The sequence below is a fragment of the Aerosticca soli genome (assembly GCF_003967035.1).
In the GTDB taxonomy this organism is placed as follows: domain Bacteria; phylum Pseudomonadota; class Gammaproteobacteria; order Xanthomonadales; family Rhodanobacteraceae; genus Aerosticca; species Aerosticca soli.
Genome location: NZ_AP018560.1, coordinates 1,421,457 through 1,437,173, shown reverse-complemented (window position 1 = coordinate 1,437,173; position 15,717 = coordinate 1,421,457). Strand labels below are relative to the sequence as shown.

The window sequence follows — 15,717 nt, the reverse complement described above, 5'->3', positions numbered from 1 at the left end:
GCAGGCTTGGCGCGTCGCGACACAAAAAGTCAGGCCGTGACGCCTTGCGAGGCCAGAACCCGGTGCCGCGAGGCCAGCGAAGCCTCGGCCACTTGCCGGCGCTTGCCGAACGGCTAGTGATTGCCGATGCTCGACCGCTCACCCACCCAAGCCCCCGATGACGCCCACCGCCCGCTGGAAACTGCCGCTTGCCTGTGCCGCGCTGCTCCTCGCCGGCACGGCGGTCGGGGCGTGGTTCGGTCAGGCCGCGCTCGGCGCGGCGATCGTCGCGGTGGCGGAAGTTGTCGCATTACTGACCCGAAACGGTCATCCGGGCGGTTCCATCATGCGCCATCCGGCCTCGTCCCCGCCGCTGCATGACCGTCCGATGACACGTTCCCGCCGTATCGCCGCCAGCCTGCGCGATCTGCGCAGCGCCGCCGGCAGCCTTCCCGATGCCGTGGTGCTGATGGACGCCGCGCAGCGGATACGCTGGTTCAATCCGGCCGCCGAAAATCTGCTCGGGCTGCAGCGGCCGCAGGATCGTGGCAGGCGGCTGTCCGAGCGCCTGGCCGGCAGCGCATTCGCCGCCTGGCTCGAGGACGGCGCCCGCGAGCCGCTCGCCGACGTGCCGGCACCCGGACGGGCCGACGGCCACCTCAACGCCACCCTGCTCGGTTTCGGCCGCGGCCTGAGCCTGCTCGTCGCCCGCGACACCACCGAGCTAGCACGGCTGGAGCAGATCCGGCGCGATTTCGTCGCCAATGTCTCGCACGAGCTGCGCACGCCGCTGACCGTCATCCACGGCTATCTGGAACTGCTCGACCCGGAGGACGTGCCGGAGCTCGCGCCGGTCCTGGACGAGATGCGCGCGCAGTCCAAGCGCATGGGCCAGATCGTCGAGGATCTGCTCACCCTGTCGCGGCTGGAAACCCAAGAGCGCGTCATCGACGAACGCGTGGCGATGGCGCCGCTGCTGGCCACCTTGCGCAAGGAGGCCGAGGCGTTGAGTCATGGCCGCCACCGGATCGTCGTCGAGGACACGGCCCGGCTGGACCTGCGCGGCTCGCCCAAGGACCTGCACAGCGCCTTTTCCAATCTGGTCAGCAATGCGGTGCGCTACACGCCGACCGGCGGCAGCATCGCCATCGGCTGGCATCGCACGGACGGTGGCGGCGCGGTCTATGCGGTGCGCGACACCGGCTATGGCATTCCCGCCGCGCACCTGGCCCGGCTCACGGAACGTTTCTACCGCGTCTCCTCCAGCCGTTCGCGCGAGACCGGCGGCACCGGCCTTGGGCTGTCCATCGTCAAGCACGTGCTCAACCTGCATCAGGCCCGGCTGGAGATCGAAAGCACACCCGGGCGAGGTTCCACCTTCGCCTGCCATTTCACCGCCGAACGGCTGGTCGCGCCCGGCAGCGGCGAGGAAAGCTGACGTGCCCGCGCGGCAGCGCGGCATGTCGCCGCCGCGGCCTTCGGCCAGAATCGCACGCATGAAACACAGGACCACCACACCCGATCTCACCGCCCCGGAGCTTTACCTCAACCGCGAGCTCGCCGCGCTGGAGTTTCATGGCCGCGTGCTCGCCATGGCCCGCGATCCGGCGGTGCCCTTGCTGGAACGGTTGCGCTATCTCGCCATCACCGCGGGCAATCTCGATGAATATTTCGAGGTGCGGGTGGCGATGCTCAAGCATCATCACGCGTTCGGTTCGGCCGCACCGGGACCCGATGGCATCCCTTCCGGGGAGCTGCTCACACGCATCCGCGCGCGCGTGCTCGAGCTGGTGAACGATCTCTATGCGCTCTGGCAGCGCGAGCTCAGGCCGCAGCTCGCCGCCCAGGGCATCCGCTTCCTGACCCGCGAACAATGGAGCCCACGCCAGCGTCGCTGGCTGCGCGGCTATTTCGAGCACGAGGTACTGCCGGTGCTCTCGCCGCTCGGGCTGGACCCGGCCCACCCGTTTCCACGCATCCTCAACAAGACGCTCAACGTGGTGGTGGTGCTCAAGGGCCGCGACGCCTTCGGGCATGAAGGCCACACCGCGCTGGTGCGCGCGCCGCGTTCGCTGCCGCGGATCGTGCGCATCCCGGCCATGGTCGATGGCGGCGGCGACGATTTCGTCTTTCTGGGCGAGCTGCTGCAGGCCTTTGCCGATGCGATGTTTCCCGGCTTCAAGGTGGGCGGCGCCTATCCGTTCCGCGTCACCCGCAACAGCGAGCTGATGATCGAGGAGGCCGAGGTCGAGAATCTGGCACGCGCGCTCAGCGAGGAACTCATCGGCCGCGGCTATGCGCGTCCGGTGCGGCTGGAAGTGGCCGCGGACTGCCCGCAGGCCATCGTGCGCATGCTGGCGGACAATTTCGGACTGGAGGATGCCGACGTCTACCGTTGCGACGGTCCGGTCAACATCCTGCGGGTCGGCCAGGTCTACGAGCAGCTGGACCGCCCGGAACTGAAGTTTCCCCGCTTCGTGCCACGCCAGCCGCCGGCGCTGGTCAACGGGCGCGACCTGTTCGAGACCATCGCGCGCCACGACGTGCTGCTGCATCACCCCTACGAGAGTTTCGCCGCGGTGGTCGAGCTGCTGCGTCAGGCCAGCGTCGATCCCGAGGTGCTGGCGATCAAGCAGACGCTCTACCGCGCCGGCGAGGATTCGCCGCTGGTGGAACCCCTGATCGCCGCCGCCCGCGCCGGCAAGGACGTCACCGTGGTGGTGGAGCTGCGCGCGCGTTTCGACGAGGAGGCCAACATCCGGCTCGCCACGCGCCTGCAGGAAGCCGGCGTGCAGGTGGTCTATGGCGTGGTCGGCTACAAGACGCACGCCAAGATGATGCTGATCGTGCGTCGGGAAGGCGCGACCCTGCGCCGCTATGCACACCTTTCCACCGGCAACTATCACTCGATCAACAGCCGCACCTACACCGACATCGGGCTGATGACCGCGCAGCCGCAGATCACCGAGGACCTGCACAAGGTGTTCCAGCAGCTCTCGGGCCTGGGCCAGGTGATCCGCCTCGAACGCCTGCTGCATTCGCCGTTCACGCTCTATCCCGGGGTCCTGGCCAGGATCGAGCGCGAGGCCGAGCATGCCCGCGCCGGCCGGCCGGCGCGGATCATCGCCAAGCTCAACGCGCTGGACGAGCCGCACGTGGTGCAGGCGCTCTACCGGGCGTCCCAGGCCGGCGTGGAGATCGACCTCATCGTGCGCGGCGCCTGCATCCTGCGTCCGGGGCTGCCCGGGGTTTCCGAGCGCATCCGCGTGCGTTCCATCGTCGGCCGCTTTCTCGAGCACAGCCGGGTGTATTTCTTCCTCAACGACGGCGCTAGCGAGATTTTCTGCAGCAGTGCCGACTGGATGGAGCGCAACCTCAAGCGGCGCATCGAGGTGGCCTTTCCGATCCTTGATCCGGCTCTCGCCGGACGCGTGTTCGACGAGACGCTGGCCAATTCCCTGGCCGACAACACGCAGGCCTGGCTGCTCGGCAGCGACGGCCGCTACGTGCGCGCCACGCCCGGCGAGGCGCCGCCCTACAGCGCCCAGCAGGCCTTGCTCGATCGCCTGTGCGGCTAGCGGCCAAGGCCGGCCGCGAGGGCATGCGAGAATGGGCCGCTTCCGCCACCATGCCTTCTTTGAGGAGCCGGACAGGTGAATCTCGCCGACCAGTCGCCGATCCGCGAAGGTGAGCTGATCGCCGCGGTGGACTTGGGTTCCAACAGTTTCCATCTGGTGGTGGCCCGGGTCGAACACGGCGAGCCACGGGTGATCGACCGCCTGCGCGACAGCGTGCGCCTTGCGGCCGGCCTGCGCGCCGACGGCAGCCTGGACGCCGCCCATCGCGCCCGGGCGATGACCTGTCTGGCCCGTTTTGGCCAGCGTATCGCCGGGATACCTTCCGCCAGGGTGCGTGCCGTGGCCACCAACACGGTGCGCCGGCTGGCCTCGCCGCAGACCTTCCTGAGCGCCGCCGAAGCCGCGCTCGGGCATCCGGTGGAGGTGGTTTCCGGGCGCGAGGAAGGCCGGCTCATCTTTCTCGGCGTCGCCCACGGCCTGCCCGCCTCGCGCGAACCGCGGCTGGTCATCGACGTCGGCGGCGGCAGCACCGAGTTCATCATCGGTCGCGGCCTTGCGCCCCTGCACACCGAAAGCGTGCAGGCCGGCTGCATCGCCTCCACGCTGCACTTCTTTCCCGGCGGCAAGCTGACCCGCAAGCGCTGGCAGCGCGCGCGGATGGAGCTGGGCGTGCTGCTGCAGCAGTTCGCCGAGGATTACCGCGAAGCCGGCTGGCAGGAAGCCTACGGCTCCTCCGGCAGCGCCAAGGCGATCGGCGCGGTGGTCGAGGCGATGGGGCTGTCGGACGACGGCATCACCCCCGCCGCGCTGGCGGCCGTGCGCGAGGCCCTGCTCGCACAGGGTCAGATCGCGTCCCTGCGTCTTCCTGGCCTTGCCGAGGAACGCGCGCCGGTGATCGCCGGTGCAGTGGCGATCTTCGAGAGCGCCTTCGAGGTGCTCGGCATCACCCACATGCGCGTGTGCGAGAGCTCGATGCGCGAGGGTTTGCTGTGGGACCTGCTCGGCCGCGCCGGCGGCAGCGATCCGCGCACGGCCAGCATCGACGCGCTGGCCAGCCGCTATGGCGTCGATCGCGCGCAGGCGCGCCGGGTCGAGTCGACCGCCCTGCAGCTGTTCGACCAGGTGGCACGCGCCTGGCAGCTGGACGGCGAAGCGCGCGAATGGCTGTCCTGGGCCGCCCGCGTGCACGAGATCGGACTTGCCATCGCCCACAGCCAGCACCACCACCACGGCGCCTACATCCTGCGCCACGCCGACCTCGCCGGCTTCTCGCGCCAGGAGCAGCAGCTGCTCGCCGCGATCGTGGAATCCCATCGCCGCAAGCCGGACAAGGCCGTGTTCACCGCCCTGCCCCAGCGCTACCGCCGGCTGGCACGCCACATCACCGCGCTGTTGCGGCTGGCGGTGCTGTTCCGCCGCGGCCGGCGCGCCGAATCGCTGCCGCCGCTCAAGCTGACCGCCACCAGCCGGCGCCTGCGCCTGAGCCTGCCGCGCAGCTGGCTGGAGCAGCATCCGCTCACCGAGGCCGATCTCGAACAGGAACACGCGCCGATGGCCGAACTCGGCCTGACTCTCGACGTGCAGCGCACCTGAAAGCCGTGCGTCAGCGCGTATCATCTTGCGCTGCCGCTTAACGGGCGTCATGCCATGAAAGCCTTCCTGCACCGTCTTCTGCCGCTCCTGTTCGCGCTGACCCTGCCCTTCGCGTCGGCCGCCCAGACCGCGCCGGGCGCGTCGGCGCCGGCGCATCCGCAGGTGCTTTTGCGCACCAGCATGGGCGACATCACGCTGGAGCTCTATCCGGACAAGGCGCCCAAGAGCGTGGCCAACTTCCTGCAGTACGTGCGCAGCGGTTTCTACAACGGCACCGTGTTTCACCGCGTCATTCCGGGCTACCTGGTGCAGGGCGGGCTGTACACGCGCGAACTGCAGCCCAAGCGCACGCGTTCCCCGGTACCGAACGAGGCCGACAACGGGCTTTCCAACCTGCGCGGCACGGTGGCGGTGGCACGCGGCAGCGACCCCAATTCCGGCACCGCGCAGTTCTTCATCAATCTGGTCGACAACCGCCGCCTGGACTACGCCGGCAACCAGAGCAGCCTGACCTGGGGCTATGCCGTGTTCGGCCGGGTGGTCAAGGGCATGGACGTGGTCGACAAGATCGCCGCGCTGCCCACCCGCGGTCTCGGCCCCTTCGTCAACGACGTGCCCGATCCGCTGGTGGTGATCGAAAGCGCCAGCGTGGTCGGTGAAACCGCACCCGCGCCGGCGAGCTCCGTCGCCGCCGCGCCGACGACGCCCAAGACGGCGGCGCCCGCAGCGCGTGCCCGGCACCCATGAGCACGCTGTTCGTCGCCGACCTACATCTGGATGCCGCCCGGCCGCAGATCACCGCGCTGTTCGAGCGTTTTCTGGCCGGGCCGGAGGCGCGCCATGCCGAGGCGCTGTACATCCTGGGCGACCTCTTCGAGGCCTGGATCGGCGACGACGACGATGCCGAACTGCCCGCGCGTGTCGCCCGTGCCACGCGTGCGCTGCGCGAGTCGGGCGTGCCGATCTACTTCATTCACGGCAACCGCGACTTCCTGCTCGGCGAGGCCTATGCGCAACGCGCCGGTTTCGAGCTGCTGGAAGACGCCACCGTGCACACGATCCAGGGCCGACCCACCCTGCTGATGCACGGCGATGCGCTATGCACCGACGATGTCGCCTACCAGGCGGTACGCCGGAACGTACGCACGCCGGCATGGAAGGCACAGGTGCTCGCCATGCCCCTCGACGCCCGGCGCGCGTTCGCCGCCCGGGCGCGCGAGGACAGCCGCGCCCACACCGGCAGCACCCAGGAAAGCCTGATGGACGTCAACGCCGAGGCCGTGGCGGCGGCCATGCGCCAGGCGGGTGTCGAGCGGCTGATCCACGGCCATACCCATCGTCCGGCGATCCATCACTTCGCGCTGGACGGCCGTCCGGCCGAGCGCATCGTGCTCGGTGACTGGTACGAACAGGGCTCGCTGCTCGCCTTGGACGCCGACGGCGTCGACCTGCGCACGCTGCGGGCGTAGGCATACGGGGCTGCATACCCCGCGCTTTCTCGCTCGCCGCGAAACCACAGGGCTTGCCCGGACGCCGCCGCAAGCCGCGTGCCGCTGCCACATGTCGGCTACAGCACGCCCAACAGCAGCAGCACCAACACGATCACCAACACCAAGCCAAGCCCCCCGCTCGGGTAATAGCCCCAGCCGCGGCTATAAGGCCAGGTCGGCAGCACGCCAATCAGTATCACCAGTAGCACCAGCAGAACGAGCAGGCTCATGCCCATCGCCTCGTGTCGAGTGGCGCGAGTCTGCGGAGGTCATCGTGAAGGCGCGGAGTGGTCTTCGTGCACGCACTGGCAAGGCGTGCTATTCGAAGGCGCCCACGAAGGAATCGGGCGCATAGTTCTCGAACTTGGTGTAATGGCCGAGGAAGGTCAGCTTGACGGTGTCGGTAGGCCCGTTGCGCTGCTTGCCGACGATGATCTCGGCCAGGCCCTTGTCCGGCGAATCCTTGTTGTAGTACTCGTCGCGGTAGATGAACATGATCACGTCGGCGTCCTGCTCGATCGCGCCCGATTCGCGCAGGTCCGACATCATCGGCCGCTTGTCCGCGCGCTGTTCCAGTGAACGGTTGAGCTGGGAAAGGGCGATCACCGGCACGTTGAGTTCCTTGGCCAGCCCTTTAAGCGAACGCGAGATCTCCGAGATCTCGGTGGCGCGGTTTTCCTTGTTGCCGGGCACCTGCATCAGTTGCAGGTAGTCGATCACGATCAGTCCGAGCCCGCCGTGTTCGCGGTGCAGGCGCCGCGCGCGCGAGCGCAGCTCCGCCGGTGAAAGTCCGGGCGTGTCGTCGATGAAGATCTTGGCTTCGGAAAGGATGGCGATCGCATTGGTGACGCGCGGCCAGTCCTCCTCGGCCAGGTCGCCGTTGCGCAGGCGCTGCTGATGGATGCGCCCGATCGAGGAGATCAGCCGAAAGGCGAGCTGCGAGGCGGACATCTCCATGGAGAACACCACCACCGCCTTCTTGCCGCGCAGCGCCGCGGTCTCGGCGATGTTGAGCGAAAACGCGGTCTTGCCCATCGACGGACGTGCCGCGACGATGATGAGATCGGAAGGCTGCAGGCCCGAGGTGAGTTCGTCGAGGTCGGCAAACCCGGTGGAAATGCCGGTGAGCTGGCCCTTGTTCTCGTAACGCTCGGAGAGGATGCGGAAGGCGTCCTTGACCGCGTCGCGTACCGAAACCACGTCCTTGCGGCCGCGGGCGCCCGATTCGGCGATCTGGAACACGCGCTGCTCGGCCGCCTCCAGCACCTCCTGCACTTCGCGGCCTTCAGGGCGGTAGCCGTCCTCGGCGATCGCGACGCCGGCATCGATCAACTGCCGCAGCACCGATTTCTCGCGCACGATGTCGGCATAGGCGCCGATGTTGGCCGCACTCGGCGTCGCGTTGGCCAGCTCGATCAGGTAGCCGGCGCCGCCGACCAGCTCGGCCAGGTCGTTGGCCTCGAACCAGTCGCCGAGCGTCACCGCATCGCACGGCATGCCCTTGTTGGCAAGCTCGTTGATCGCGCGCCAGATCATGCGGTGATCGCGACGATAGAAATCGTGCTCGGTGAGCCGGTCGGCGACCTTGTCCAGCGCGTCAGGCGCCAGCATCAGGCCGCCGAGCACCGCCTGCTCGGCTTCGATCGAGTGCGGCGGCACACGCAGCGCCTCGATCTGGGCGTTATGGCCGCCCTTGCGTTCCGGAACCAGTGCCATCGGCTTTGACCTTCGAAAAAAACCATCCCGCCGCCGCGCGGCCGGTCACGCCAGCATACGCAGGCCAGTCGCAGGGGTTAAGACAACAACTCTGGGGAATAGCTGTGGATAAGCGGTGTATATTGCTTTTTCATCTTTGACGAGCGCCCGCCGCCCGGCGGTGGCGATGCCCGGAACGACGATCATGCGCGCGATGGTGTTGAAGGCCCCAGGCCGCCCCCTGGTCCTGGATGAGCGCCCCGATCCACAGCCCGGTCCCGGCGAGATCCGCATCCGGGTCGAGGCCTGCGGTGTCTGCCGTACCGACCTGCATCTGGTCGACGGCGAGTTGCCGCAGGCGCGGCTTCCGGTGGTGCCGGGGCATGAGGTGGTGGGGGTGGTCGATGCGCTGGGTGACGGCGTGCGCTCGCCGGCGCTGGGCGATCGGGTCGGCATTCCCTGGCTGGGCGGCGCCTGCGGGGTGTGCGAGTACTGCCGTCGCGGCGAGGAAAATCTCTGCGACGCGCCCGACTTCACCGGCTGCACGCGCGATGGCGGCTTTGCCACGCATGCGGTGGCGCGTGCCGCGTTCTGTCTGCCACTGCCCCGCGAGCCTTATCCGGATGCCGTCGCCGCCGCGCCGCTCCTGTGTGCGGGGCTGATCGGCGGCCGCACGCTGAGCATGGCCGGCGACGGCCGGAACATCGGCCTGTATGGCTTCGGCGCCGCGGCGCACATCCTGGCCCAGGTACTCGTGCACCAGGGTCGGTGGGTGTTTGCCTTTACCAGCCCCGGTGACGTCGAGGCACAGGCCTTCGCACGCTCGCTGGGCGCGGTCTGGGCTGGCGATTCGACCGTGCTGCCACCCGAGCCGCTGGATGCGGCACTGATCTTCGCGCCGGTCGGCGCGCTGGTGCCGCAGGCGCTGCGCGCGGTACGCAAGGGCGGCAAGGTGGTGTGCGGCGGCATCCACATGTCCGACATCCCGTCGTTTCCGTACCGCTGGCTGTGGGAGGAACGCCAACTGCGCTCGGTCGCCAACCTGACCCGCGCCGATGGCCATGCCTTCCTCCAGCTCGCCGCACAGGCGCACGTGGTCACCCATGTGCGGCGTTACCGGCTGGAAAAAGCCAATCAGGCACTGGACGACCTGCGCCACGGCCGGCTGGAAGGCGCGGCGGTGCTGGTGCCCTGATGCGTGTCCGCGGTGCCCGTCCGGGCGTGCCGGGTTCGACGGCATGAAACGGCGCATCCATGCCCTGCCCGGCAACCAAGCGCTTGCCGAAGACCTCGCCAGACACGGCGGCTGGCCGTGGACGACGGTCCAGGTGCGCCGCTTCCCGGACGAAGAAAGCCTCGTCACCGTGACGCCGCCCGAGAAGGGCGAGGAAGCCGTGCTGGTCTGCACCCTGGACCGGCCGGATCCAAAGCTGCTGCCCCTGCTGCTGGCCGCGGGGACGCTGCGCGAGCTGGGCGCGGCACGGGTGGTGCTCGTCGCGCCCTATCTGGCCTATCTGCGGCAGGATGCGCGTTTCCATCCCGGCGAGGCGGTCGCCGCGGGGATCTTCGGTCGCCTGCTCGACGGCCTTTTCGATGCCGTGCTGACGGTCGACCCGCATTTGCATCGTCTGCGCACGCTGGCCGAGGCGGGGTTGTCGCGCGGGCGCGTGGTGCATGTCGCCGCCGACCTCGCGGCATGGATCGCGGCCCACGTCGCCCACCCGCTCATCCTCGGACCGGATGCCGAAAGCGCGCAGTGGGTGCATGAAGTGGCCGCACGGATCGACGCGCCCGGGGCGGTCGCCAGCAAGGTCCGGCATGGCGACCGCGCGGTGACGGTCACCCTGCCCGATCTCTCCGCCTGGCGCGGACGCACGCCGGTGCTGCTGGACGACATCATCGCCAGCGGGCACACCATGGCCGAGGCGGCGCGCGCCCTGCGTGCCGCCGGCTGGCCGACGCCGATATGCGTGGCCGTGCACGGCGTGCTGGCCGAAGGCGCGCTCGATCTGCTGCGATCGGCCGACGTGGCGAGGGTAGTCACCACCGACAGCATCGCCCAGCACACGGCCCGCATCCGGCTGGCCGGCGCGCTGGCCACCGCGCTCGATGCCTGACCGGCGTCAACGGCCGAAAGTGATCGGCAGTCCTTCGTGGTGTCGGTCCCACAGTCGAAGCTCGTCGCGGATGTGGGCGATGCGCTGGCGCCCAAGCGCATTGCGCTCGTCGTCCAGCACCTGACCGTCGAGCAATTCGGCCATGCGCTGCGCGGTGGGCAACATGGCGTCCCATGCGTCCAGCGCCGGCAGCGGCCCCGGCAAGGTCATGAAGAAGCTCAGCCCCGGCGTGCTCAGGCTCTCCAGACGGGTCAGGTCGAAGCTGCCCGGCTTGAGCATGTTGGCCACGCTGAACAACGGCCCCTGCTCGCGCTTGCCGTCGACCAGACGATGGAAAATCGCCATGTCGCCGAATTCGAGCCCGGCCTTTTCCGCCGCGACGATCAGGTCGGCGCCCTGGAAGCGCTGGCCGTCGCGGGCCATCACGAACAGGGTGACGATGCGCTCGACCGGCCATTCGCTCGGCCGCCGGCCCACGCTCGAGCGTGCGGGCGGACGCTCGGGCGCCGGGGCGGGCCGGGCGGCGGCGGGCGGGGTCGGCGTTTCCTGCGGCGCCGGTGATGGCGACGACGGCGCCGCAGCAGGCTGTGGCGCGACGGCCGGCGCACGCAGGGCGTCGACGATGGCCTGGCTGCTCGGTTCGAGCAGGGATGGTGTGCGCTGTCCGGCGAGCGAGGCGCCGAGTTTTTCCAGCTCCTCGCGCAGGCCGGCGCCGCCGGCATCGCGTGCGGCGGCGGAGGCCGTGGGCGCGCGATCGCGGTCGAGATCCTCGAACACCGGATCGTCGGCGAGGCTGCCGCCCAGGCTCGGCTCGCGACGCTCGCCGGGCGTGTCGTTCTGGACGCGGCGGCGGCCTTGCGCGTTGCGCGGCTGGCCGAAGAGCCAGATCAACACCAGCACGATGATGCCGGCGACGAGCATGGGCACGCCGACGGCGGGGTTCCAGGCGAGGGCAAGCGGGGACATGACGGTCATGGGTGTCCTTCAGGCGGCGCCGGCCAGTTTGGCCGCTTCGGCGAGATCGACCTGCACCAGGCGCGAGACGCCCGGTTCGCGCATGGTAACGCCGCAGAGCTGGCTGGCGGCCTCCATGGTGGCCTTGTTGTGGGTGACGAAGATGAACTGCACCTTTTCGCTCATCTCCCGCACCATCGCCGAGAAGCGGCCGACGTTGGCCTCGTCCAGCGGTGCGTCGACCTCGTCGAGCAGGCAGAACGGCGCCGGGTTGAGCTGGAAGATGGCAAACACCAGCGCCACCGCGGTGAGCGCCTTCTCGCCGCCGGACAGCAGGGAGATATTGGACGGCCGCTTGCCCGGCGGACGCGCCATGATCGACACGCCAGTATCGAGCAGGTCGTCACCGGTGAGTTCGAGATAGGCGTGGCCGCCGCCGAACAGGCGCGGGAAGAGTGCCTGGATGCCGGCGTTGACCTTGTCGAAGGTCTCCTTGAAGCGCTGGCGCGTCTCGCGGTCGATCTTGCGGATGGCCTCCTCCAGCGTTTCCATCGCGCTGGCCAGGTCGGCGAGTTGATGATCGAGGTAGGTCTTGCGCTCGCTTTGCTCGGCATGCTCCTGGATCGCCGCCAGGTTGACCGGCTCGAGCCGGGCGATCTTCTGCGCCAGCTCGGCTAGCTGGCTGCGCCAGAGGGCCGGATCGCTGTCTTCGTCGAGGTCGGCGAGCAGCGCCTGCGGCTCGAGACCGGCGGCATGGATCGCCTCGGCGAGCTGGCCGGCGCGCATGGCCAGCGCCTGCGCCGCGAGCCGCTGCTCGGCCAGCCCCTCGCGCAGCGCGGTGAGTTCCTGTTCACCGGCATGGCGTTGCTGTTCGAGCCGGCGCAAGGCCTGATCGCAGGTCTCGAGCGCCTGCCTGGCCTCGACCAGCTGGCGATCGACCAGCAGCCGCTGGTCGAGACAGGCCTGCCGCTGGGCGTCCAGCTCGGCGAGCGGGTCGGTGCCGGCGGCGAGTTGCTCGGCATAGTCCTGGCGACGGGCATCCAGCTGACGCAGCTGCGCCTGCATGCGTTCGAGCGACTGCGTCAGCGCGGCGAGCGCGGTGCGGCGCGACTCCAGCGTCAGGGCCAGGGCACGGGCCTGGTCGGCGACCTCGCGGGCGTTCATGCGCGCCTCTTCGCGGATCTCGAGTAGTTGGCGGCGCTCGTTTTCGAGTTCGCGCCGCTCGTCCTCGAGATCGCCCATGCGCTGGATGAAGGTGTCCAGCCGGGCGCGCGCCTCGCGCGCCTGGGCCTGCCAGTCCTCGGCCTGCGTCTGCAGGGTGGAAAGTTCCTCGGCGATGCGGGCGGCGCGCGCGCGTGCGGTCTCGACCTTGCCGCGCTGTCCCTGCCATTGGCCGGCCAGCTCGGACTGGCGGCGATGGGCCTGGTAGAGCTCGCGCTGGACCTCGTCGCGCGCCCGCTCGACCTGCGCCGCCTGCACGCGCAAGGCATCCAGCCGGCTGCCGGCATCCTCGATCAAGGCATGCCATTGCTCGACCTGCGCCTGCAGGGCGCGGATCTCGCGCTCGCGGGCCAGCACGCCGAGCCGATTGCCCTGGGCACGCCGGACCCGCGCCCAGCCGTACCCCAGCCATTCGCCGGCCGGGGTGATCACCGACTGGCCGGGCGCAAGCGCGCTGGCACGCTGCTGCGCCTGCGCCAGATCGGGCGCGGTGAAGACATGCGCGAGCAAGGCCATGGCCGCCGCCGGGCCGCGCACGTGGGCGGCAAGCGTGTCCGGCGGGGCGGACGTGGCGGCGTGCGCCGCCGCAAACAGGCTGACGTCGGCCTGGTCCAGTCCGGCCAAGGGGGCAAGCAGGCCGGCCAGATCATCGACCAGCACACCGTCGAGCAGGCCGGCCAGCACGGTCTCGACCGCCCGTTCCCACTCGGCATCGACGGTGAGCGCCGCGCCGAGCCGCCGCGCATGCGCCAGACCATGCGCGGCGAGCCAGGCGCTGGCCGCCCCTTCGTCCTGGCCCAGGGCCGCGTGCTGCAGGGCCTCGAGCGAAGCCAGCCGGCCGCTCGCGGTTTCCAGTTGCCGGCGCGCCTCGTCAAGACGCGTCTGACACTCCCGCGCCGCCTCCTGCACGCCGGCAAGCTCGTGCTTGTGTGCCTCGAGCCGCTCGGCCAGGAGCTCGACCCGTGCGCGCTGGGCGTCGTGTTCCTCGAGCAGCTGTCCGGCGGCCTGATCCAGCGCGGCGAGATCGATGGCCTCCTGCTCGGCGGCCAACGACTCGCGACGGCGGGAAAGATCCAGCAGCTGGCGGTCCAGATAATCCAGCCGCGTGCGCTCGACCTCGGCGGCGCGGCTGGCCTCGCCGGCGGCGCGGGTATGGGCTTCCCAGCGCTGTTGCCAGTCGGCGAGCCGCGCCTCGGCTTCGCGCTGGGCCTGCGCGGTGTCGTCCTCGCGTTGCGCGAGGGCTTCCAGCCGCGGCTCGCCCTCGGCCAGTTCGCGGCGCAGGCTCTCCAGCCGCGCCTCGTCGTCCGCGATGTGCGCGAGGAGCCCGGCCCGCTCGCGCTCGGCCTCGGCCTGGGCACGTTCCAGCCGCTCCGCGGTCTCGCGATGGTGACGCGCCTGCTGCTCGATCCGGGCGAGTTCGGCGCCGACCTTGTAGACCTCGGCCTGCGCGGCGTTGAGCTGATCGCTCGCCTGCACGTGGCGTTCGCGCATCGCCTCGAGTTCCGCCTCCACCTGCCGCTGGGCGGCCACGCGTTCTTCGATGCGAAGCTCGGCCGCCGTCAGGCCCTGCGTCGCCGCTTCGTGTTGACGCTGCAGGACGCGGTATTCCAGCGCGCGCAGTTCCGCCTCCTTGCGCAATTGTTCTTCCTTGAGCGCTTTCCAGCGCTCGGCCGCGCGCGCCTGGCGGTTCAGGTGTTCCAGCTGCTTGTCGACCTCGTCGCGCACGTCCTTGACGCGTTCGAGATTCTCGCGCGTGGCCTTGATCCGGCTTTCCGTCTCCTTGCGCCGCTCCTTGTATTTGGAGATGCCGGCGGCTTCTTCCAGATGCGTGCGCAACTCCTCCGGGTGGGCTTCGATGATCTGGCTGATCATGCCCTGCTCGATGATCGAATAGCTGCGCGGCCCGAGGCCCGTGCCGAGAAAGAGGTCGGTGATGTCGCGACGGCGGCAGCGCGTGCCGTTCAAGAAATACGCCGACTGGCCGTCGCGGCTGACCTGACGCTTGACCGAGATTTCGGCGTATTTGGCGTATTCGCCCTGGATCGCGCCGTCGGCATTGTCGAAGATGAGTTCCACCGTCGCCTGCCCCACCGGCTTGCGCGCGCTGGAACCTGAAAAGATGACGTCGGTGAGTGCGTCGCCGCGCAGACGGCTGGCCGCGCTCTCGCCCATCACCCAGCGGATCGCGTCGATGATGTTGGACTTGCCGCAACCGTTGGGCCCGACCACGCCGGTCATGTTGGTCGGCAGGTGCAGTGTGGTCGGGTCGACGAAGGACTTGAAACCGGCGAGCTTGATCGTGGTCAGGCGCATGGCAGGAAGGGACTCATGGGGCCCGGCAAGCGGCGTGGAAAACCTGTGTCAGAGGGCGACGGCGGCGGCGCGCTGCGCGGCCGCCACCCGATGCGAACCGCATCGCTAGACAGGCGGATGGGCCTCGATGCTCAAGGCATGGATGCCCTGCTCCAGCAGATCATCCAGCGCGGCATAGACCATGCGGTGGCGACGCAGGGGCGGCACGCCGGCAAAGGCGGCGCTGACGATGCGGACCCGGTAGTGCCCCTTGCCGGCATGCGCGTGTCCGGCATGCAGATGGCCTTCGTCGACCACCTCGAGCGTCTGCGGCGTCAGCGCCACGGCCAGACGCCGGCGGATCTCGCCGGCCACCGCCTCGCTCATGGCAGCGTCTTGCGGAACGGCTTGACCGTGATGTTCGCGTACACGCCGGCGGCGACGAAGGGATCCTCCGCGGCCCAGCGCTCGGCCTCGGCCAGGCTCGGGAATTCGGCCACGATCAGGCTGCCGGTGAAGCCCGCCGGACCGGGGTCCTCCGCCTCGATCGCGGGGAACGGGCCGCCCAGCAGCAAGCGCCCCTGATCGAGCAGCTCCTTCACACGGGCGATATGGGCAGGGCGCGCGGCCTGCCGGGCCGCGAGGGAATCCGGGTGCTCCGTGGCGATGATCGCAAACCACATGGCGCGTGCTCGCAATGGAAAGGAATAATCATTATAGCCGGCCGCCATGCCGCGAACCGAGATGGCCCCAGGTGCCATAATGGCGGCGTGTTTTCGAGCTTTTTCAAAGAGGACG

Annotated in this window: 13 protein-coding genes; 7 read left to right on the top strand and 6 right to left on the bottom strand. The window is 69.6% G+C overall.

Annotated features, from left to right (window positions below; translation table 11 throughout):
- Positions 1–157: 157 nt before the first annotated feature.
- From phoR to ALSL_RS06700, 5 genes are all read left to right on the top strand, one after another.
- Positions 158–1,417, top strand: a complete 1,260-nt coding sequence (gene phoR, locus ALSL_RS06720) for a phosphate regulon sensor histidine kinase PhoR (protein WP_126537646.1) — start codon at positions 158–160, stop codon at positions 1,415–1,417.
- Between the two features lie 58 nt (positions 1,418–1,475).
- Positions 1,476–3,557: a polyphosphate kinase 1 gene (gene ppk1 / locus ALSL_RS06715; RefSeq protein WP_126537644.1), complete on the top strand. Its 2,082-nt coding sequence runs from the start codon at positions 1,476–1,478 to the stop codon at positions 3,555–3,557.
- A gap of 75 nt (positions 3,558–3,632) precedes the next feature.
- Positions 3,633–5,150 carry a Ppx/GppA phosphatase family protein gene (locus tag ALSL_RS06710; RefSeq protein WP_126537642.1) on the top strand — a complete coding sequence of 506 codons (1,518 nt, stop codon included), beginning with the start codon at positions 3,633–3,635 and terminating at the stop codon, positions 5,148–5,150.
- Between the two features lie 54 nt (positions 5,151–5,204).
- Entirely contained in the window at positions 5,205–5,897 is a 693-nt protein-coding gene (locus ALSL_RS06705; RefSeq protein WP_126537640.1) for a peptidylprolyl isomerase, read from the top strand.
- Positions 5,894–6,619, top strand: coding sequence for a UDP-2,3-diacylglucosamine diphosphatase (locus tag ALSL_RS06700; RefSeq protein WP_126537638.1), 726 nt, complete (start codon positions 5,894–5,896; stop codon positions 6,617–6,619). Before ALSL_RS06705 ends, ALSL_RS06700 begins: the two co-directional genes overlap by 4 nt.
- 98 nt (positions 6,620–6,717) lie before the next feature.
- Here the strand turns inward: ALSL_RS06700 and ALSL_RS06695 are convergent, their stop codons facing one another.
- Both ALSL_RS06695 and ALSL_RS06690 read right to left on the bottom strand, forming a co-directional pair.
- Positions 6,718–6,870 carry a DUF3309 family protein gene (locus ALSL_RS06695; RefSeq protein WP_198410683.1) on the bottom strand — a complete coding sequence of 51 codons (153 nt, stop codon included), beginning with the start codon at positions 6,868–6,870 and terminating at the stop codon, positions 6,718–6,720.
- Between the two features lie 88 nt (positions 6,871–6,958).
- A complete protein-coding gene (locus ALSL_RS06690) occupies positions 6,959–8,356 on the bottom strand; it encodes a replicative DNA helicase (protein ID WP_126537634.1) in 1,398 nt (465 codons plus the stop codon).
- Between the two features lie 184 nt (positions 8,357–8,540).
- On the opposite strand from ALSL_RS06690, the gene ALSL_RS06685 reads away from it, so the two are divergent.
- Together ALSL_RS06685 and ALSL_RS06680 are read left to right on the top strand one after the other, a co-directional pair.
- Positions 8,541–9,530: a zinc-dependent alcohol dehydrogenase family protein gene (locus ALSL_RS06685; protein ID WP_126537632.1), complete on the top strand. Its 990-nt coding sequence runs from the start codon at positions 8,541–8,543 to the stop codon at positions 9,528–9,530.
- A gap of 43 nt (positions 9,531–9,573) precedes the next feature.
- Positions 9,574–10,452: a ribose-phosphate diphosphokinase gene (locus ALSL_RS06680; protein WP_126537630.1), complete on the top strand. Its 879-nt coding sequence runs from the start codon at positions 9,574–9,576 to the stop codon at positions 10,450–10,452.
- Positions 10,453–10,458: 6 nt separating this feature from the next.
- Here ALSL_RS06680 and zipA read toward each other — a convergent pair whose 3' ends face one another.
- The 4 genes from zipA to ALSL_RS06660 form a co-directional block, all read right to left on the bottom strand.
- The gene (gene zipA / locus ALSL_RS06675; RefSeq protein ID WP_126537628.1) at positions 10,459–11,427 is read right to left on the bottom strand and encodes a cell division protein ZipA; all 969 of its coding nucleotides are present in this window, start codon (positions 11,425–11,427) and stop codon (positions 10,459–10,461) included.
- Positions 11,428–11,436: 9 nt separating this feature from the next.
- Positions 11,437–14,940, bottom strand: coding sequence for a chromosome segregation protein SMC (smc, locus tag ALSL_RS06670; RefSeq protein ID WP_126537626.1), 3,504 nt, complete (start codon positions 14,938–14,940; stop codon positions 11,437–11,439).
- A gap of 105 nt (positions 14,941–15,045) precedes the next feature.
- Positions 15,046–15,306, bottom strand: a complete 261-nt coding sequence (locus ALSL_RS06665; RefSeq protein ID WP_126537624.1) for a BolA family protein — start codon at positions 15,304–15,306, stop codon at positions 15,046–15,048.
- On the bottom strand, positions 15,303–15,602 hold the full coding sequence (locus ALSL_RS06660) for a YciI family protein (RefSeq protein WP_126537622.1): 300 nt from the start codon (positions 15,600–15,602) through the stop codon (positions 15,303–15,305). The genes ALSL_RS06665 and ALSL_RS06660 overlap by 4 nt, the downstream gene beginning before the upstream one ends.
- Between the last annotated feature and the right edge of the window lie 115 nt (positions 15,603–15,717).

What these genes read in the sequence shown, in the direction of transcription:
- phoR (WP_126537646.1), top strand. Translation starts at nt 158, where the DNA reads ATGACGCCCACCGCCCGCTGGAAACTGCCGCTTGCCTGTGCCGCGCTG.
- ppk1 (WP_126537644.1), top strand. Translation starts at nt 1,476, where the DNA reads ATGAAACACAGGACCACCACACCCGATCTCACCGCCCCGGAGCTTTAC.
- ALSL_RS06705 (WP_126537640.1), top strand. Translation starts at nt 5,205, where the DNA reads ATGAAAGCCTTCCTGCACCGTCTTCTGCCGCTCCTGTTCGCGCTGACC.
- ALSL_RS06700 (WP_126537638.1), top strand. Translation starts at nt 5,894, where the DNA reads ATGAGCACGCTGTTCGTCGCCGACCTACATCTGGATGCCGCCCGGCCG.
- ALSL_RS06695 (WP_198410683.1), bottom strand. Translation starts at nt 6,870, where the DNA reads ATGAGCCTGCTCGTTCTGCTGGTGCTACTGGTGATACTGATTGGCGTG.
- ALSL_RS06690 (WP_126537634.1), bottom strand. Translation starts at nt 8,356, where the DNA reads ATGGCACTGGTTCCGGAACGCAAGGGCGGCCATAACGCCCAGATCGAG.
- ALSL_RS06685 (WP_126537632.1), top strand. Translation starts at nt 8,541, where the DNA reads ATGCGCGCGATGGTGTTGAAGGCCCCAGGCCGCCCCCTGGTCCTGGAT.
- ALSL_RS06680 (WP_126537630.1), top strand. Translation starts at nt 9,574, where the DNA reads ATGAAACGGCGCATCCATGCCCTGCCCGGCAACCAAGCGCTTGCCGAA.
- zipA (WP_126537628.1), bottom strand. Translation starts at nt 11,427, where the DNA reads ATGACCGTCATGTCCCCGCTTGCCCTCGCCTGGAACCCCGCCGTCGGC.
- smc (WP_126537626.1), bottom strand. Translation starts at nt 14,940, where the DNA reads ATGCGCCTGACCACGATCAAGCTCGCCGGTTTCAAGTCCTTCGTCGAC.
- ALSL_RS06665 (WP_126537624.1), bottom strand. Translation starts at nt 15,306, where the DNA reads ATGAGCGAGGCGGTGGCCGGCGAGATCCGCCGGCGTCTGGCCGTGGCG.
- ALSL_RS06660 (WP_126537622.1), bottom strand. Translation starts at nt 15,602, where the DNA reads ATGTGGTTTGCGATCATCGCCACGGAGCACCCGGATTCCCTCGCGGCC.